The following is an 18,591-nucleotide window of genomic DNA, read 5'->3' as shown; positions in this document are numbered from 1 at the left end:
TGCGGCCGGCCGGGCCTCACTGGCTGAAGTAGCCGGTGAGGAAGCGAACGTTCGGCGCGGGGATCGACTGGACCCCCGCGTCGTACACGTTGACGTCGAGGAGCGGCGCACTTTGCCCCGTGACCTGCATCACGTCCACGACGTGTGCGTCGGGGATGGCCGCGAAGAGGAACTTCGGCTGATTCGTCGGACTGAGCGTGCCGGGATTGACTTCACGGACCGCGCATTTTCCGTTGACCGGAGCGGCCCCCCCTGACGTGAACAGCGAGGCTGGCGCGGGATAGTCGGCGAAGTTTCGCAGCTCGTCGAAGGCGAGAGACGAGGGGATGCCGCTGATCTCGCCGCTGGCCTCGGAGAGCGTCAGCGCCACCCCGAACTGCAGGTCACGCAGCGAGGGCGAAGAACCGGCCTGAAGGAGCTGGGTTCCGAAGTCCGCGCTCTCGAGCCGGACCCGCGAAATCGCCCCGACGCCGAGGGCGCCACTCGCGCCCGTGGCTGGATCGACCGGTCCTTCGTAGGCGACGAACACGCTGGCATCCAGGTTCAGGGGATCCAGCACGATCGCGCGCGGCGCCTGGAAGACCCAGGGCAGAACGCCGATCACGGAGTCGTAGCCAAAGCCGCCCGGCCCGTCCGGGCCTGATTCGAAGACCGCGAGTTCGCCGTTGCGTCCGAGCACGTAGGCGAAGTAGACCCCGCGCTCGAGCCCGAAGCCCTGCATGCGCGGCGTCACCGCCAGCTCGAAGGGCGCGTCCACCTGGGACGGCACCGTCTTGCGAACCGTCAGCGTCAGCGCACTGATGACGGATATCGTGCTGTCCACCTCGTTGCAGACGAGGATGTCCTCGTCCAGGGGATCGAACGCGATTCCGCGCGGCCCGTCCCCCACGCTCACCACCGCGAGGATCGTGTGGAACGTCGCCGAGTTCGGGTCGACGTCGATGATCGTGACGGTGTCCGTGTCCTGGCTCGTCACGGCGAGAACGTCGAGGTTCGGGCCGAGCGCCATGCTGGTGACACCGGCCACGGGCAGGCGGTCGATGCTGAGCATGCGATTTGAGTTCAGCGCCACCACTTCACCGCGAATCCGATCGGCGACGTAGAGGAACTGTCCGATCTGCTGGCGCACGCCGTAGCTCTGGCAGTCCTGCACGGCCTGCTGGCCGAAGCTCGGGCCGTAGAAGGGCTGGGCTCCGCGCCTTCCATCCAGGAGGCCGGTGGGCGGAGTCGCGGCGACGGGATCGGGGAACGGGTTGCCCGTGTCGAGCAGGTTCGTCGAGCCAGAGAAGTCGATGCTGCTCGGCTCCCGTCCGACGATGGACGGCTGCCAGCACATCGCCGGGAACATGAGCGGCGGAGGGTTCGGGTGCGGCGCGAAGCTCACGAGGTTCGGGAAACCTGGCGCCAGTGTCAGGTCCGGATTCTGGCCGACCGTCTTCAATCCAGAGAGAGCGCAGACGTTGCCCCCGCCGGCCTGGCATCCGAACGGCGGCGGTGAGTTGTCGAAGACGGTGTCGAGGGACGCCCCGAACTGGAGGTCCGCGGCATCGGCGAGGATCGGTGCCCCTGCGAGCACCGTGTTCAGGTTCGCGTCGCGCGTCAGGGTGAAGACACCCGCCGAGCCACCATCCAGCGTCGTCGATCCAGGGCTGAGCACCGGACGTACCGTCGGATTCTGCGTCACGTTCGGATCGAACGGAAAGCGCGTCTGTCCCGCCAGCGGATAAGGCTGCGAGTACGTCGGCGATCCCGTCGACTGTCCGAAGCCGTTGAGGTCGATCACCGAAAGGCCCGGGCGCGTCCCCGCGCGGGAGATCAAGAGCGACTCCGGGACCACCGGTGCGTTGACCATCGCGGGCCCGCGACCGACAAGGAACGAGAACTCGATCCGGTCTGCGGAAGGCTCGCCCACCAGGTCGCCGAGCGTCGCTCCGCCCACCTCTACCTTCACTTCCGCAAGCTCCAGGAAGTTGGGCGGTCCTTCGGCGTTGAGTCCGTCGAACGTTCGATCGGGGGTGATCGCCCACTCCGTCAGATCGTAGGCCGAATTCGGCATCACGGTATAGGCGTGCGGAACCGGAGCGACGTTCGGCGCCTGGGTGATCGTGAGGCTCGGCGAGATCGAGGGCTCGACGAACGTCCCGAGCGTCCACGGCTGAATGGACTCGGTGAAGCGGATGCGCAAGACCTTCGATGGATCCACGTTCTGCATCCCATCGGATGGCTCCGTCGCGGGGTCCCCCATCCGGGTCACGACGCTGGGCCCCGCGGGGTTGCCCCCGACGCTCGTGGCCGCCACGGCGGTCGTCCCGAGGAACTGCTGCGTGGTGCTGCAGAGCGAGGCCGGAATCCTCAGCTGAAGGCTCTCTGCGTTCGGGAACGCCTCCAGGGTGGACAGGTCTCCGTCCGCGTCCATGACCACCATGATCGAACTCGGCGCGACGAAGTCCGCGGCGCCGAAGAGCGGTGCCTCGGAGCCCGGAAAGCCGTGGGCCTCGTCCGTCAAAGTCGTGATCCGCCCCGTGGCGGGGTCGAGCTCGACCCACTGCTCCAGGTCTCCGTTCGCGTTCCAGGTCGACCCGCCCACGAAGACGCGAGCTGGAACGACGACCGGCTCGTGGCTCGAAGGATCGAAGGTGACGACCTCGAGGGTATCCAGGTCGCAGGGACCTGTCCCGGTGCAAGCATTGAAGCAGTCCGAGGCCGGATCGACGGCGTCCGTGAACTTCGCGAGGAAAAACTGATTGCCTGCTCGTCCGTCGGGCAGCACCGCGTCGGCCGGGAATGCCTCAGGCGGAAGGACGGGGCTCTGGCTACTTACGAGGGCCACGACGTCCTCCAGCGTGCGCAGTGGAACCGGGACAGGGTTGCCGGGAGTCGTCTCCACGAGGACGCGGTGCGGCAGCTGCTGCCCGAACCCGTTCGAAACGGATTCGAGGGTGAACTCGGGATCCTCAGAGGGCGGCGCCTGGTCCCCCGTGCCGCCGCTATCGGAGCAGGCGGCCAGGCCAAGAAGACCGATGCAAGAGGCGGCGAACAGGGGAGAGACGAACGGTCGCGCCCCGGGGGAGGGCTGAGTATTGGACAAGCTCAAGGTCTTGGATCACCTGCGAAGAAACGCAGGCCTTGGGGGGGAATGGGGTTGGCAGCGGGCCGGGATCCGTGCGGGGGGCTGCAATCCATGTTCCGCTTTCGAACCCCGCTGTGCGGCTCCGGAACGCCACTCTGTCCCAAAACCGAGCGATAACGCACGCCCTGTGCCTCAGATTGTGCGCCCTCGGGAACTCCCGCACATGGGGTCAAGATGGGCCGGCACGGCGCTCGATGTCCCCTCCATGAACGGAATCCAAAGCACCAGCGCGACCGCCGCCGCCATGCAGCCCGTCGCCACCGTCAAGGACCACATGACCGTCTCGGTCATGAAGATGGAGCAGGACCAGACGAAGCGTGACGGCCAGGCCGCTCTCAAGCTGATGAGCTCCGCCGCCGAGGTTCAGCTCAGCGGCAAGGGCGGCCAGGTCGACGTCAACGCCTGATCCAGACCCGGGGCCAGGCCTCAGTTTCGATAGCTCTGCAGCGGCGCAGGAATGCGACCGCCACGGCGCCACATGACCTCGCAGTCGAAGGCGCCCGGATCCTGGACGATCGCCGTCCCGAGGAGTCCGCCCCAGTCGTGCTTCTCGCCCGGGCCCTTGCCTGGAACCGGAATCGCGCGCACGGCCGTCGTTTTCTGGTTCACCATGCCGATCGCCATCTCGTCGGCGATGATGCCGGAGAGCTTGGACGCCGTGATGTCCCCCGGGACCGCCACCATGTCGAGGCCCACCGAACAGACGGTGGTCATGGCCTCCAGCTTGGCGAGGGAGAGCGCACCGCAGGCCACCGCGTCGATCATGCCCTGGTCCTCGGACACAGGAATGAACGCGCCGGACAGTCCGCCGACGCTTGACGACGCCATGGCGCCCCCCTTCTTGACCGCGTCGGTCAGGAGCGCGAGCGCGGCCGTCGTACCCGGGGCCCCGGTCCGCTCGACGCCGATGAGTTCCAGGATATCCGCGACGGAGTCACCGACGGCTGGCGTCGGTGCCAGGGAGACGTCCACGATCCCGAAGACCGTGCCGAGGCGGCGCGCCGCCTCGCGGCCGACGAGCTCGCCCATCCGCGTGATCTTGAAGGCCGTGCGCTTGATGGTCTCGGCGACCGCGAGGAGACTCGCATCCGGCCCGAGGCGCTCCAGCGCGGAGCGAACCACGCCGGGGCCGGACACGCCGACGTTCAGCACGGTTTCCCCCTCGCCGATCCCCAGGTGCGCGCCGGCGATGAACGGGTTGTCCTCGACCGGGTTCGAGAAGCAGACGAGCTTGGCGCAGCCGAGGCCCCCTTCGGAGGCCGTCAAGGCCGCCGTCTTCAGCACGACGTCCGCGAACTTCGCGACCGCGTCCATGTTGATGCCGGCCTTGGTGGTCGCCAGCGACACGGAAGCGCAGACGCGCTTGGTCTCCGCGAGCGCCTCGGGGATCGACAGGAACAGCGCCTCGTCCGCGCGCGTGAAGCCCTTGTGCACGTAGGCGGTGAAGCCGCCGATGTAGTCGATGCCGATCTCGGCCGCCGCTGCATCCATGGCGCGGGCGAAGGGCACGAGGTCCTTCGACCCGCAGGCCGCCGCCACCAGCGCGATCGGCGTCGTCGCGACGCGCTTGTTGATGATCGGGACGCCGAAGTCCGCCTCGATGCTCTTCCCGACCTCCACCAGGCGGCGGCCGTGGTGGACGATCTTGGCGTAGACCTTCTCGGCCGAGGACTCGAGGTCCGGATCGGCGCAGTCCATCAGACTGATCCCGAGGGTCGTGGTGCGGATGTCGAACGTTTCGAGTTCGAACATCCTCACGGTCTCGAGGATTTCCTGGTCGGTGAATGGCATCGGGAGAGGTTCGGTCCTTAGACGCGGTGCATGAAACGGAACACCTTCTCGTGCATGACGCGGACGACGTAGTCGCCCTCACCGCCGAGGCACTGGAGCGTGTCCTTGATCGGAGCGAACTCGCGGCCCGGTGCCACCGCGCACGTGAGCACCATGTGGAAGTGCGCGCCGACCGTTCGCTGGCTGATGTCGATCACGTCGCACTCGGCGGCGGCGAGGGTCGCCGTCACCTCCGCGAGCACGCCGGGGCGGTTGCGCCCCACGACGGTCACGATGAGACCGATTCCGTCCGTGGAGATGGGCTCCGGAAGCACGTCGTTGGCGCGGGACGCATCGGGCCCGCGGTCCGGGATCGGCGGCACGTAGGGGCCGGTCGCTCCGACCAGCCGGATGCCGGCTGCCGCCGCGACCTCGGCCGCCTGGGGCGTCACCACGGTGCCGCTCTCCAGCTGGATCTCGGGACCGCCGAGTCGGCGGACGTCTTCCGCCGTCAGGAATCGTTTCGTCATCAGCCTTCACTCCCGAACAGCTCCGGGCCGCCCGCTCCGAGCCGCGACACCGTCGCTCGCCCGCTTTCGATTTGAACGACGTAGGTGCCGTCCTGTGACTTCATTCGTTGCCAGAGGTCCGATGGGATGGGTCCCGACGGCCCGCTTCCATCCACCTCTCCGTACACCACCTTCATCCCGCGCGCGAAGGCGAGATCGAGGGCAGCGGGGGTCGCGATCCGCTGGTCACCGAGAATGAGCTCACGAACGCCCGGCGCCATGCGGCGCACGTCGGCTTCGGTTATGAGCTGCTTCTTGGACGCCATCGTCGATGAGCCTGGCCGCGCCGAGAGACGCCGCCGGGCGCGGGGGCTACAGGTAGGCCACGAGTTCGGGGTGCGGCTTCGCGATCACGACGTGACGCGCGAGACGAGCCGAGCTTTCGGCGTGGCGCGCGCCAGCCTGGATCGAGCTGCGCACGTCGCTGACCTCACCGGTCATCGAGACGTAGCTCTTGCCACCGAGACCGTTCGCGATGCGCAGCTCCAGGAGTTCGACGTTGGCTTCCTTGAGCGCGATATCGGCCGCTGCGATGCACGAGGACACCGTGGTCGTCTCGATGACGCCCACCGCGTCCAGCTCGCCGTCCGCGGGCGACAGGGGCTCGTCGCGTCGACGCAGCGCCTCGCAGACGCGCGGGTCGATCTGGGGGATCAGCAGCTGATCGACGAGGTCGCCGCGCGCGACCTCGACGCCGCGGCGCAGCGCGCTGCGCAGGGCGTCGATCGAGCCCGTGAAGAGCACGACGTACTTGCCTGGCTGCACGTGGGTCGCGAAGAGGAGTTCGATGTCGGACTCCCAGAGGATCGCGTCCGTCATCTCGATCCCGGCGGCCACGCTCTGGGTCTCCAGCATCGCGATGGCCGGCTGGATCACGGCGCTGCCGATCGTCGGGTTGTAGTCGTTCTTCGTCATGGTGTTCTGTTCGTCAGCCGCGAGGCTCAGTCTTGTTCCGAGTCAAAATCGACATGTGGCCCGATGACACGCCCGTCCGCGAGGTCCATGCGATCGATGATCCCCGCGATGGCGGTCTGGAATCCGATGTCGTGGCCGTGGCCAATCACGTGGCGCGCCGCGCGCCCATGAACAACCAGGACGCGCTCACCGATACCGGCACCGATCGGGTCGGCCGCGATCATCGTCTCCGCCGACTCCTTGCCGTCCGTGGTGAAGGGCCGCACAACGAGGAATCGCAGTCCCTGGAGAGAGGGATCTTTCTGGGTAGCCCAGACCGATCCAATGACGGTGGCGACGTGCATCAGCGTTGCTCCTCTGGCCCGGCGGACTGAACCATGCCTTCCGGACGCCAGGACTCCGGCGCGCCGGGAGCGTGAACGTCGTCGACGATACCGACGATCGCCGCCTCGTAAGCGAGGTCACCGTCGCCACCACAGGCGACGCGGGCCGCCTTGCCGAACGCCACGATCACGTGCTCGCCGATGGCGGCTCCGATGGGGTCCACCACGACCACGGGCGTGACCTTGGACGCGCCGGGGTCGCGGCTTTCGTCCAGCGCCTCGACGACGAGGAGCCGCTTGCCGCGCAGGTCCGAGACTTCCTTCGTGGCCCAGACCTGGCCGACGACCTTCCCGAGAAACATGGCTAGCGTCCTCCGCCGGCGAAGCCGGAAGACTGCGGATCGTTGCGCCACGTTTCGAGACTGAGCCTGACGGCCTTCGCCGCCTCTTCGATCTCGGCGTCACCGCCGCAAAGTCGAAGTCGGCCCACCGCGCCCGACGTGTTCATCGAGGCGATCCTGATCGGAGCCGCCTTCTCGGCCTCATTAGCGCAGCGCACCACGTGAATGGCCGGAGAGACCTCGAGCGTGTAGAGCGTGTCGTCGCCGAGGACGAGCATGCCGCCGCGAGCCTGGTTGAGCAGCATGGCGTGCTGCGGCGTGATCTTGTGGATCACCTCGTCGTTCAGAACCTCAGGCCTCGGCTGATCCGCCCACGTCTTCCCGATCGCCTTGAGGATCTCCTGACCGGCCTGGAGCACCTGGCCCTGATCGGGCCCGTGGACCTCCAAGGAGCCGTAATGCCGCTCCGTCATCAGCGCGCCTGGCATCACGTCACAGCGCTTCAGCGCGATGTCGAGCAGTCGGTTCACGACGATGCCGGGACGCACCTCCAGCCAGAACGCGCTCTCCCCTTCGACAGGGAAGTAGCCGTCCGACTTCATGGCGCTGATCGCGGCGAACTGCGGCTGCATCTGGTCGAGATGCACCGCGCCGCGAAGCTCGACGGAGGTCAGGGATAATGGCACGCGTGGTGATCAGCGAAGCTTGGAGAAGAGAGGGAGCAACCTCGGCCTCAGGCGCCGTCGCCCGGGAGGAAGTTCTCGAGGTCCGCGGCCGGACGCGGGATCACGTGGACGCTGACCAGCTCGCCGACGCGGCGGGCCGCGGCAGCACCGGCCTCGGTCGCTGCTTTCACCGCGCCAACCTCGCCGCGGACCATGACGGTCACGAGGCCTGCGCCCGACTTCTCCTTCGTGAGCAGCGTCACCTTGGCGGCCTTGCACATGGCGTCGGCGGCCTCGATGGACCCTACGAGTCCTTTGGTCTCGATCAAGCCGAGCGCAATTTCAGTTTCTTTAGCCATGGGAGTGTGCTCGTGACGAGCGATTCAACGGAAGTGAGCGGAGAGCACCGGAGGCCTCCAGTGGAGACTCGGCCCGGCGCGAGGTTCAGGCCCCGCAGGTGTGATGGGTGGCGTCGTGGTGAGGGCAACCACCGCAGGGCCCCATGGGGCAGCCTGCGCCGGCGTTCTTGAGCATCGCCTCGATCTCGATCGAGGAGAGCGAGATGCCCTGTTCGGCTCCGAACGAGGACGGACCCGCGCTGGGCTCCGCTCCGGCCCGCATCGGCGCGCTCCGCGCGGGAGCCACCGGAATATGCGCAGGCGGGGCGCCGCTGGCCGGGCGGGTGAAGCGAGGGGCTCCGCCGGAGAGAGGAGACCCGCCAGGAGCGAGCGACGGGCCCAGCCCGATCGGAATATCGCGCGGGCCGGAGAGCGGACCGGAGAGCGGACCGGTCTGCACCGGCCTGGCGCGCACGACGGGCGCGGGCGGCGGCGGGCTGGACATCTTCGGTGCGGGCATCGACGATGCCGCCTTCGGCAGCTCCACGGCCGAGACCTCGGCTCCGCGGCGGAAGCCAGGATCGCCGTCCATCATCGAACCGCGCGGCATCCCTGCGCCGGTCATGGCGGCGGCGCGCTCGTGCGCGCGGCGTTCGCGCTCTTTCCAGTCGCCCGTGGGGAACGCCACGCGCTTGAGGTTGACGAGGTGCCGCGCCGAAATATTGTCGCTCGTGATGTTGCCGGCCTGCGGACCGCAGCCCAGCGAGAACGACGGCACGAGGTTCGTCGAGAACCCAACGGCCCCCATCGAGGACGGACCGTTGACGACGATCCGACTCGCAGGCTTCGCGAGGAAGAACGCGTCCAGGATCGCTCGATCCTCGGCGTGAACGCTGAGCGTGTGCCCGAGGCCGCCGAAGTGCAGCAGCTCCTTGGACACCGCGCAGCCCTGTTCCCACCCGTCGATCACGTGGATCGAAAGCAGCGGGCAGAGGATCTCGATGCTGAGCGGATGCGCCTTACCGACGCCGTCCTGGAAGGCCAGAAGCACCGTCGTGGACTGCGGCACGTGGAAGCCCGCCATCTCGGCGATCCGCCAGGGATCGATGCCGACGATGTCCGGGTTCATGTGGCCGCCCTGGTTGCAGAACGTCTCCAGCTTCTTGCGCTCGGCTTCGTTCGCGACGTGGGCGCCGCGCATCTGCATCTCGGCCAGGAAGCGCTGGGCGACGGGGCGATCGAGTACGAGCGCCTGCTCGGAGCAGCAGAGCGTCGCGTTGTCGAAGCTCTGGCTCGCCACGACGGCTTCGGCCGCTGCGCCGAGATTCGCCGAGCGATCGACGTAGCACGGCACGTTGCCGGGGCCGACGCCGTAGGCAGGCTTGCCGCTGGAGTAGGCCGCGCGCACGAGGCCGCTGCCTCCCGTGCTAAGGATCACGGCGACGTCGCGGTGCTTCATGAGCGCGCCCGTCGACTCGATCGTGGGGTTCGCGAGGCAAACGACGAGGTCGGGCGGGCCGCCGGCGCGCTCGATCGCACGGCGCATGACCTCGACGGTTTCGCCGATGCAGCGCTTGGCCCGCGGATGGGGACTGATGACGACCGAGTTGCGCCCCTTCACGGAGATGAGGGCCTTGTACATCGTCGTCGACGTCGGGTTCGTGGTCGGCACGATGCCCGCCACGACCCCCACCGGCGAAGCGACCTCGTGGACACCGGCGCGCTCGTCGCGGCTGACGAAGCCGACGGTGCGCTCGTTCTTGATCGAGTCCCAGACCCCCTCGGAGCCGAACAGGTTCTTCAGGATCTTGTAGTGAACCCTGCCGATCCCGGTCTCCTCGACCGCGAGCCGCGCAAGGTCGTGGGACGCGGCAGCGGCGGCTTTCGACATGGCCTCGCAGACGCGGTCCGTCTGCTCCTGGCTCCACGAAGCCGCGATCGTCTGGGCCTCCTTGGCCCGGCGGACGGCGTCACGCACCTCTTGCAAGGCGCGAAGGTCGGGATCGAGTCCTTTCAAGACAACGTGGGGTCCCCCCAATGGCTGGAAACGGCTGTACGCGGCCTGGAAAAGCCAGACACGGCCATCGGACGGGCCTCGCCTACTTGGAGATCGGCGTCATCGGCGGCAGGATCTTGTAGAGCTGCTCGTGCGGGCGCGGGATCACGTGCACGCTGACCAGTTCACCCACGCGGCGCGCAGCGGCAGCACCGGCGTCGGTCGCGGCCTTCACGGCCCCCACTTCGCCCTGAACGAAGAAGGTGACGAGCCCGGCGGTGACGCGCTCGTGGCCGGACAGTTCGACCATGGCGGCCTTCACCATCGCGTCGGCGGCTTCGATCGCGCCGACCAGTCCTTTTGTCTCAACCATGCCGAGGGCCATGGGCCGCTTCGGGGAGGTGGCGGGCTTCGCCATCGGATTCGGGAGCTTTGAGGCTCGTGGGAGTTGTGCCGTACGGGTGTACGGATGGGGAGAAGACGATCGCCGACCCGGGTGACGCGCCAGCGGAGCCCTCCAATAGCAGGGAACCGCGGCCGCGCCTGGATCCCAGGCGGGCCGCGGAGTCTAACGTCTGCGCGCGCCGACGCTCAGGCCGCGGGCGCGCAAATCTCGGAGGAAGGTTGGGCGGAGGAGCCGATCAGGCGGCCCCGGACCTCGCGCCGGGTGCCCAATCGGTCCCCAAGAGCTTGACCTCGGCCGACAGCTCGGCCGGCACGGTGGCCACGAACGTACCGCCGACCCCGGGCTCGACCTCCAGGCGCAGCTGGCCTCCGGACTGCATCAGAAAGAGCCTCGCCATCGAAATCCCGAGTCCGAAGACCCGTGCGACGCTCCGGTAGAAGCCGTCCTCTCGCATCAGGGTGCCCTCTTCCATCACCCGGACATCGTCCTCGGACAGCACCACGCCGCGGTAGCCGACCCGAATCTCGGCTGCATCGCTCCCGCTCGGGGCCGCTGAAACCGAGATCGTCCCGCCGGCGGCACTCAGCTTCCGGGCGCCGGCCATCACTCGCCGGAGAGCTTCGGTCATACGGTCGCAGTCGACATGGTCGAGCCGAACTCCGGAGACGCTCGAGAGGTCTATCTCCCCCACTCCCATGGAGGCCGCTGCGGAGCGAACCACCTCGGGGAGGAAACCCCGATCGCTTCCGTGAACCAGACTCCCGAAGCGCATTCGAACTCCGTCCCGGAAGTCATCGAAGTGCTCGCCCATTCGGTCGACGGCGGCCTGGATGTACTCCATGTACGTCTCCTGTCGCTCCGTGAGCGGCCCCCCGATCCCGTCCTGGCAAAGTCCGGCGAACTCGGAGATCACCGTGAGCGGCGTGCGGAACTCATGGATGGCATCCCGCATGTAGCGCTCCATCGCGCAAGAGTCCAGGCCGGGCCCGTCCACGAGGTCGCGCAGGATGTCGAGGGCCAGCTCGGCGGGCGCCGTCAGTACCGAGCGCGGCACGCAGCCGCGCACCCCCCGAGGCCTGACGCGCACGCCCCCACGGGTCATCGCGCCGACGGCGATCACCGGTCCGAGTTCGGCCTCGATACCCATCAGCCAGTCCACGTCATGTTCGCCCAGAAGCGCAGCATCGATCAGGACGACGCAAAGGTCGGGGGTAGAGGCACGAGCCTTCGATGGCGGCGCCGTTTCGTCGAGGTGAAGAGCCCACGCGGGAACGAACTCCGTCATCGAGAAGACCGTCAGGCCGGGCGTGAGACCGGGCGACGCGGGGCCAGGAGCCGATGAGGTCGCTGCGGACTGGTTCGCGAGCGCGGGGACGATGGAATCAACCATAGTAGACGGCCGACCGAAGGCTCTGCGCGATGTGGCGAGCCTTTGCGGGCTTGCGATGGACGGCGAAGACCCCGTGGCGCGCTGCGCGCTCCGCGTCCTGGATGTCGGAGCCCGTGAGGAGCACGATCGGCAGGCGTGGAATCTCACGCTCTCTCCGCAGCTCGTGCAGGAGCTTCTGTCCGGACATCCGCGGGATCCCGAGGTCGAGCAGGATGACATCGAAGTCCGCGAAGAGGAGCTGCTCCAGCGCGGTCAACCCGTCGGCCACGCAGGTGACATCGAAGCCACGAGCGTCGAGGTGCTCGGCCATCCCCGTCCTCAGCGCCTCATCGTCCTCGACCATGAGGACTCGCTCTCGCATCACGACGGGGTTGTGGAGCCTCGGGAGAGAACTTCCCTGGTCCGTCAGGTCGAAAAGGGCATCCGAGGCCCACTGGCTCTTCATCGCTGTATTACGCATTCGATTCTATTCCGTGTCTTGGGCGTGCGAGGGATAGGCCTCGCAGCGCGGTTCGTGCGAGCCGCCTGAACGCGGGCCACGGATGGGGTTTCGACCCCGCTGAAGCGGTGCCTTGATGACCCACGAAAGCCTTAACGCAAAGCGAACGAAGCGTCCCGACTTCCGACCGGCGGAGACCGCCGAAGCCCCCGCACCTCGCCGTGCCGACCGGACTTTTCCCCAAACGGGCCCCTCCTTGCCCGGAGGAGACAGAGAGGCGACAGATCTGTGTAAAGGCCTGACACCTGCTTCGGGTTTCCACCTAGCTCCGCCGATAGCGGCTGAAGCCCTTTGCCACTGCCATGAAAATCAAGACCCGTCCCCCACAGTCCCGGAAGGCCGACTCGCCGGCCCCCACCGTGGATCCAGCCATCCGGATCATGATCCTCGATGACGACGCGTTGGACATCCAGGCCATGCGCCGCTGCCTCGCCTCCCTGCCGGGGCCCTGGGCCGAACCCATCGGCTGCAGCGACATCGAGGACGCGCTGGTCGCCTTGGAGGCTGAGCCCATCGACCTCCTCTTCATCGATTATCACCTGGGAAGGATGACAGGCCTCGAAGCGCTGGAGGAGCTACGGGCCGGAGGATGCCAGGCTCCCGCCATCCTCCTGACCGGCAGCCACGGTGAGCAGATGCTGCACGAAGCCATGCGCGCCGGCGTGATGGACTACCTCCCCAAAGAACGAATCAGCAACGATCTCGTGGGCCAGACCATCAGGAGCGTGCTCGCCAAGGCGGAGCTCCATCGACGTATCCAGCGAAAGCAGGAGAGCTCGAACACACGGTCGAATGCCTGAAGCGCCGCGGCGAAGAGATCGAGCGCTTCTATCACACGGTCAGCCACGAGCTAAAGACGCCACTCACCGGCGCGCGCGAATTCGTTTCCATCGTCCAAGACGGCACCGCCGGACCTCTCACCGAATGCCAGGCGGACCTTCTCGCCGCTGCGGTTCGGAACTGCGATCGAATCACCCATTGTGTCAACGACATGCTCGACGCCGCGCGAGTGGAGACGGGCAAGCTGATCCTCACGCGCAGGTCACATGACCTCGTTGCGGTGGTTCGTGACGCCTTGGAGAGTGTCCGCGCCGGCGCTCTCTCGAGGGGCATCACGGTGACAACGGAGGGAATGGACGGCCCCCTCGAGCGGGATATCGACCCGAACCGGATCTACCAGGTCGTTGCGAACCTCCTGTCCAACGCGATCAAGTTCACGCCGGACAACGGGCAGATCGAGGTGGTCATTGCCAGGGCACCCGGCGGCGGCGCGCTCGTCCGGATCGGCGACTCAGGCCCCGGGATCGAATCGGGCGACGAGGGCCGCGTCTTCGATCGTCTCTACCAGTCCCACGCCAATGACGCCGCCGTACTCGGTGGCCTCGGTATGGGACTCTTCATCTCGCAGCAGATCGTTCACCTTCACGGCGGCCAGCTCTCCGGAGGCCGCAGCCCGCTCGGAGGAGCAGAGTTCACCTGCCAGCTACCATGACCTTGGACGCGAAATACGGGACCGACAACATTCAAGAATGGATCACCACGCTGGGGTCGAGTCCCCCGGACGACAGATCGACGACGACCGGCACCTCCGTCGCACCGATGGTGCTCATCGTCGAGGACGACTCCAGTATCGCCTGCTCTCTCGCCATCCGACTGAAGGTGCAGGGATTCCGAAGCTGCACGGCGACCGACGCCAACGCGGCCCTCGAGACCGCGCGCGAGCATGAACCGGACTGCGCCATCCTGGATGTCAACGTTCCAGGCGGCGACGGTTTCATGGTGGCCGACCGGCTTCGCAAGGAGCCGAAGACCCGGGACCTTCCGGTCGTGTTCCTGACCGCGAGCATGCTTCCGGAACTCCGGAAAAAGGCCGAAGCCTTCCCCGACGCCGCGTTCATGACCAAACCGTACGAGGCGAAGGAGCTCCTTGCAACCGTCAGAGAACTGATCGAGGGCAGGTGCTCCGGCTCGGCCGACGGACCGCTGTAGCCGTGGCGTGGCGCCTGCTAAGCTGCCGCGCATGGACACAACCAATTTCGCGACGATGCCCGCCGCACCGCCGTCCGAACTCACCGCACCGTCGCTGCTGGCGACGATGCTGCGGGCCGCAGGTTTCCGCTACCACTGGGCCACCGCCGATCTTCCGGCCGAGGCGCTTCCCTTCCGCCCCTCGCCCGGCTCGATGTCGCTTCAGGAGCTGCTCCATCACATGCACCGGCTCGCGTGGTGGCTCGAGGGCACCTTCGCCGATCGGGCGCCGCAGCCGCGGCCCGATAGCGCCTTCGCGGACATGCGAACCGCGACCCTGAACTCGCTCGCCGCTGCTGCCGTGGCCGTCCTCGAAACGCCGTCGAGCGCCTTGGCCAGCACCACCGTCCGGCGTGGACCGGACGCACCTGCGTCTCCCTTCTGGAGCGTGCTCCACGGACCGCTCGCCGATTTCCTGACCCACGTCGGCCAGGTCACCTCGTGGCGCCGCATCCAGGGTTCGCCGGCACCGGCCGCCCGCTACTTCGAGGGACTCGGCCCGGACTCCGCAGCGGCGGCGCCGGTCGCCACCAGCTCCAGCGGCCCTACGCCCACACGCTTCCAGTCCCAGGACCTCGCCGAATCCGTTTTCCATGACGTCGCGCTCACGGGCGCAGACTTCAACGACGTCAGCCTCGCCGGAGCGAAGTTCACGAACGTAACCTTCGCCGGCGCCACCCTGAAGGACGTGGACCTGTCGAACGTGAATATCACCGACGCCAACATCGAAGGGCTGCGGATCGACGGCGAGCTGGTTTCGGGATAGCCCATGGGGGGACGGCCCGCTAAGGTCCGTCCCATCCCATGCAGGCGTCGATCAAGAAGCTGAGTCCGGAGTCCCGCGAGGAAGTACGCACGGCCGCGCGCCTGCAGCTCCAGCACTTTCGTGCGCTCGGCTCCGGGCCGGTTCGGCAGAAGGCGCGCGTACTGGGCGCGAGCGGTCGCCTCGGCGACGCGGAGATCAACGAGCAGGGCGCCACGGTGCTGGCCAACGACGGCAGCAGCGTGGGCCGCGTCAAGCTCGTGTGGTCCGACGCGACCGCGGGGCGCTGCAGCTGCTCCGCGTTCGCGCGGCGCGCGACCTGCCCCCACGTCATTGGCCTGCTGGATGCGCTGATCGCGGCCCTCGGTGGATCGGTCCGGTCGACCACGGAAGCGGAAACCGATCCCGAGCCGCCCTCGAGCGGCGTCGATGACCAGCTCTGGCTCCAGCGCGTGGAGAGCTACCGCGAGGCGCTCGACGCGAGCCGGACCGAATCCCGGCGACGCGGCGCGGTGCTCGATCCGTGGGACGCGCCGCACGCCAGCGCGTTCGACGTTCGCTACGTGCTTCGATTCGTCGAGCGCCGCGGCGGCCAGGTCGCCCAGCTCGAGGCACAGATCCGCCGCCGGGGCGGTGCGGCTCCCGCCGACGTATCCGTCGCCTCCGGCTCGGACGCCGTCAAGGACGGTGCCTGGAAGACCATCCCGTTCTCGGACGGCGACCGCACCCATCGAACGGCGCGCAGCCAAGGGTCCCAGAGAACGCCCGAACTCCAGGAACTCGGCGAACCCCACGCGCGCGTCGCCGCGATCGCCACGGGCGTCCCGGATTCCAGCTGGTACCTCGAGTCCCTCGCCCGCGACGTCGCGCTCGCTCGCGTCGAACGATCGATCGTCGTCCCGCTTCTGCGAGCCGCCTCCGAAGCGGCACCGGTCGTGCTGTCCCTTTCGAACCGCGAGGACCCGATGGCACTCGACCTGCGCCTCGACGGGTACGCCCATCTGGAGCTGTTCTCGGACGACGAGGCGAAGCCGATCTGGACCATTCGCGGCCAGCTCAGGCTTCCGGGCGGCAGCGTGGTCGATGCGACCGAGATCGCTGCGATCTCCACCGACGGCATCGTCGTGACGGAGAGGAGCACGAACGACAGCGCGGCGATCCTCGCGGTTCTGGAGGCGCCCGGCGCCGGCCCGATCGCCCTCGATCTGTCGGGCGCGCCGCTGCGCATCCCCGCCTCCGACATCGAGACGCTCTCCGTCCTTTCGGGCGTCGCCACGCTCCTAGGGGACGGACTGCAGTCCGCTGCCCGCGCCGTCGAGCCCACCCCTTGCTTGCGCGTGGACGCACCGCTTCGCGCAGGCCGCGGGGTTCGCATGGAGTGCTACCTGCACTTCGACTACGCCGGCAGCCGGGTGAAGTTCGACGACCCCGCGCCCATGGTCCAGACCCTGAACGGACGCGCAACGCCGCGGCGAAGGGAGTTCGAGCGCGCCGCCATCGAACGCTTCTTCGACCTCGGCGGCAGGCGCACGCAGACGGACCGACGCGAGGAATGCGACGCTTCGGTGCAAGGGCACCAGTTCCCCGGGATGGCGGCGACGCTGCTCGACGAGGGCTGGCGCGTCGTCGCCGAGGACCGGCTGCTCCGGGGAGCGACCGCGGTCAGCGCTTCGGTGCGCTCAGGCGTCGACTGGTTCGACCTCGAAGGCGGCGTGAAGTTCGGGGACGAGGTGATCCCGTTCCCCACCGTCCTCGGCGCCGCTGCCCAGCAGCGCGGCTACGTCGAACTCGGCGACGGATCCCACGGGATCCTGCCCGACTCCTGGCTCTCGCGCTGGAAGCTGGCGACCATCGGCAGGCAAGAGGGCGACAAGATTCGCTTCGACGAGAGTCAGGCCTGGATGCTCACGTCGCTCGTCGATGAACTCGACGGCCAGGTCGACGATCCGTTCCTGAACCTGCGTGAGAAGCTGGGGACGCTCGGCGCTCCGGCGGCGCTCGCGCCGCCTGGGACGTTCCAGGGAGAGCTGCGTCACTACCAGCAAGAGGGACTCGGCTGGCTCGCGCTCCTCGACGAGGTCGGGCTCTCCGGCTGCCTCGCCGACGACATGGGACTCGGCAAGACGGTTCAGCTCCTCGCCTATCTTCTCCATCGGCGGGAAAGCGCGAGGGCGCAAGATGCGGAGCGCCACTGCCTCGTCGTCGCGCCGCTCTCGCTCGTCTTCAACTGGCTGGCCGAGGCGAAGCGCTTCGCGCCTTCGATCCCGACCGTGGACTTCACCGGTGCGGCCCGCTGGCGACGCCTGGAGGAGGCCGCGCCGGGTTCGCTCCTGGTCACGACCTATGGAGCCCTGCGTCGCGACGCGATCCAGCTGCGCGAGTTCGAGTTCGACGTCGCCATCCTCGACGAGGCCCAGGCGATCAAGACGCGTGGAAGCCAGACGGCGAAGGCCGCGCGCCTCCTCAAGGCGAGGCGTCGCGTGGCGCTGACGGGAACCCCCATCGAGAACCACCTGGGCGAACTCTGGTCCCAGCTGGAGTTCCTGAATCCCGGGATGCTCGGCAAGGCGTCGGCGTTCGAGCGGGTGGGCGCACCGAGGAACAAGGAGGATCTCATCGACGAGGGGCGCGAGCTGCTCGCGCGAGCGCTCCGACCGTTCCTGCTCCGGCGCAAGAAGTCCGAGGTGCTCGCGGAGCTCCCGCCGAAGACCGAGCAGATCCTCCGCGTTCCCCTGAAGGGCGCCCAGAAGACCGCCTACGACGAACTCAGCCGCTACTACAAGTCGGAGCTCTCGAAGAGCAAGGGGCAGAAGCGCAAGGAGAAGTTCGAGGACCCGGAGAAGCTCGACCTGAACGTCCTCGCGGCGCTCACCCGGCTTCGACAGTGCGCCTGCCACCCGGGCCTCGTCGACACCGGCATGATCGCCGAGCGCTCGGGCAAGCTCGATGTCGTGATCCCGATGCTGACGGACCTCACCCAGCGCGGCGCCAAGGCGATCGTGTTCTCCTCGTTCACGCGCCTGCTCGATCTCGTTCGGACTCGCCTGGAGACCGAGCGCGTCCCCTACCTGACGCTCGACGGAAAGACCAAGAACCGGGGAGACCTCGTGCAGCGCTTCCAGACCGCCGAGAACGGCACGGTCTTCCTCATCAGCATCAAGGCGGGCGGCGCGGGCCTCAACCTGACGGCCGCGGACTACGTGTTCCTGCTCGATCCCTGGTGGAACCCAGCGGTGGAAGCGCAGGCGGTCGACCGCGCCCACCGCATGGGCAGGACGCGCCCCGTGCACGTCTACCGCGTTCTGACCGAGGACACGGTCGAGGCGCGCGTCGTCGACCTGCAGTCGAAGAAGAGCGAGCTCGCGGAAGAGATCCTGAGCGGCGCGACCTCGACGCTGACGGATCTCTCCACGGACGATCTCGCGTTTCTGCTCTCCTGAAGACGGACCTCCGCGCGG

19 protein-coding genes are annotated in these 18,591 nt (G+C 67.9%); 6 read left to right on the top strand and 13 right to left on the bottom strand.

Translation table 11 applies throughout. The features are described 5' to 3' along the window. Positions 1-16 precede the first annotated feature (16 nt). Positions 17-3,088 (bottom strand): hypothetical protein, encoded by a 3,072-nt coding sequence (locus Poly30_RS09920; RefSeq protein ID WP_145196773.1) that lies wholly within the window; start codon positions 3,086-3,088, stop codon positions 17-19. 247 nt (positions 3,089-3,335) lie between these two features. Between Poly30_RS09920 and Poly30_RS09915 the strand changes: the two genes are divergently transcribed. Next, the gene (locus Poly30_RS09915) at positions 3,336-3,536 is read left to right on the top strand and encodes a hypothetical protein (RefSeq protein ID WP_145196771.1); all 201 of its coding nucleotides are present in this window, start codon (positions 3,336-3,338) and stop codon (positions 3,534-3,536) included. Positions 3,537-3,556: 20 nt separating this feature from the next. On the opposite strand, the gene Poly30_RS09910 is transcribed toward Poly30_RS09915, so the two are convergent. From Poly30_RS09910 to Poly30_RS09855, 12 genes are all read right to left on the bottom strand, one after another. Beyond that, positions 3,557-4,921, bottom strand: a complete 1,365-nt coding sequence (locus Poly30_RS09910) for a PFL family protein (protein WP_145196769.1) — start codon at positions 4,919-4,921, stop codon at positions 3,557-3,559. Positions 4,922-4,938: 17 nt separating this feature from the next. Continuing rightward, positions 4,939-5,430, bottom strand: coding sequence for an ACT domain-containing protein (locus tag Poly30_RS09905; protein ID WP_145196767.1), 492 nt, complete (start codon positions 5,428-5,430; stop codon positions 4,939-4,941). Then, positions 5,430-5,735 (bottom strand): hypothetical protein, encoded by a 306-nt coding sequence (locus Poly30_RS09900; protein WP_145196765.1) that lies wholly within the window; start codon positions 5,733-5,735, stop codon positions 5,430-5,432. Before Poly30_RS09900 ends, Poly30_RS09905 begins: the two co-directional genes overlap by 1 nt. Positions 5,736-5,781: 46 nt before the next feature. After that, positions 5,782-6,384 carry a BMC domain-containing protein gene (locus Poly30_RS09895; RefSeq protein WP_145196763.1) on the bottom strand — a complete coding sequence of 201 codons (603 nt, stop codon included), beginning with the start codon at positions 6,382-6,384 and terminating at the stop codon, positions 5,782-5,784. Between the two features lie 26 nt (positions 6,385-6,410). Beyond that, entirely contained in the window at positions 6,411-6,728 is a 318-nt protein-coding gene (locus Poly30_RS09890; protein ID WP_145196761.1) for a EutN/CcmL family microcompartment protein, read from the bottom strand. Further along, complete coding sequence (locus tag Poly30_RS09885) at positions 6,728-7,069, bottom strand: EutN/CcmL family microcompartment protein (protein WP_145196759.1); 342 nt, start codon at positions 7,067-7,069, stop codon at positions 6,728-6,730. Before Poly30_RS09885 ends, Poly30_RS09890 begins: the two co-directional genes overlap by 1 nt. 2 nt (positions 7,070-7,071) lie before the next feature. After that, complete coding sequence (locus tag Poly30_RS09880; RefSeq protein WP_145196757.1) at positions 7,072-7,734, bottom strand: hypothetical protein; 663 nt, start codon at positions 7,732-7,734, stop codon at positions 7,072-7,074. 47 nt (positions 7,735-7,781) lie between these two features. Beyond that, positions 7,782-8,072 carry a BMC domain-containing protein gene (locus Poly30_RS09875; RefSeq protein WP_145196755.1) on the bottom strand — a complete coding sequence of 97 codons (291 nt, stop codon included), beginning with the start codon at positions 8,070-8,072 and terminating at the stop codon, positions 7,782-7,784. An 85-nt stretch (positions 8,073-8,157) separates the two neighbouring features. Beyond that, complete coding sequence (locus tag Poly30_RS09870) at positions 8,158-10,068, bottom strand: aldehyde dehydrogenase family protein (protein WP_419191199.1); 1,911 nt, start codon at positions 10,066-10,068, stop codon at positions 8,158-8,160. An 82-nt stretch (positions 10,069-10,150) separates the two neighbouring features. Next, the gene (locus Poly30_RS09865) at positions 10,151-10,432 is read right to left on the bottom strand and encodes a BMC domain-containing protein (protein ID WP_145206068.1); all 282 of its coding nucleotides are present in this window, start codon (positions 10,430-10,432) and stop codon (positions 10,151-10,153) included. A 256-nt stretch (positions 10,433-10,688) separates the two neighbouring features. After that, on the bottom strand, positions 10,689-11,843 hold the full coding sequence (locus tag Poly30_RS09860) for a sensor histidine kinase (RefSeq protein ID WP_145196751.1): 1,155 nt from the start codon (positions 11,841-11,843) through the stop codon (positions 10,689-10,691). After that, positions 11,836-12,303: a response regulator gene (locus Poly30_RS09855; RefSeq protein ID WP_145196749.1), complete on the bottom strand. Its 468-nt coding sequence runs from the start codon at positions 12,301-12,303 to the stop codon at positions 11,836-11,838. Before Poly30_RS09855 ends, Poly30_RS09860 begins: the two co-directional genes overlap by 8 nt. Before the next feature lie 341 nt (positions 12,304-12,644). Here Poly30_RS09855 and Poly30_RS09850 point away from each other — a divergent pair, with 341 nt between their 5' ends. From Poly30_RS09850 to Poly30_RS09830, 5 genes are read left to right on the top strand one after another with little or no spacing between them, the layout of a single operon-like run. Next, positions 12,645-13,142, top strand: coding sequence for a response regulator (locus Poly30_RS09850; RefSeq protein ID WP_145196747.1), 498 nt, complete (start codon positions 12,645-12,647; stop codon positions 13,140-13,142). Then, positions 13,139-13,834, top strand: coding sequence for a sensor histidine kinase (locus tag Poly30_RS09845; RefSeq protein WP_419191366.1), 696 nt, complete (start codon positions 13,139-13,141; stop codon positions 13,832-13,834). The genes Poly30_RS09850 and Poly30_RS09845 overlap by 4 nt, the downstream gene beginning before the upstream one ends. Before the next feature lie 2 nt (positions 13,835-13,836). Continuing rightward, a complete protein-coding gene (locus Poly30_RS09840; protein ID WP_419191197.1) occupies positions 13,837-14,331 on the top strand; it encodes a response regulator in 495 nt (164 codons plus the stop codon). A 31-nt stretch (positions 14,332-14,362) separates the two neighbouring features. Then, the gene (locus tag Poly30_RS09835; protein ID WP_145196741.1) at positions 14,363-15,136 is read left to right on the top strand and encodes a pentapeptide repeat-containing protein; all 774 of its coding nucleotides are present in this window, start codon (positions 14,363-14,365) and stop codon (positions 15,134-15,136) included. Positions 15,137-15,174: 38 nt separating this feature from the next. Beyond that, the gene (locus tag Poly30_RS09830; protein WP_145196739.1) at positions 15,175-18,573 is read left to right on the top strand and encodes a DEAD/DEAH box helicase; all 3,399 of its coding nucleotides are present in this window, start codon (positions 15,175-15,177) and stop codon (positions 18,571-18,573) included. Positions 18,574-18,591: the final 18 nt, after the last annotated feature.

The sequence above is a fragment of the Saltatorellus ferox genome, assembly GCA_007751475.1.
GTDB lineage: Bacteria > Planctomycetota > UBA1135 > UBA1135.
The sequence above is the reverse complement of the archived record's forward strand: the minus strand, read 5'-3'. Positions and strand labels throughout refer to the sequence as shown.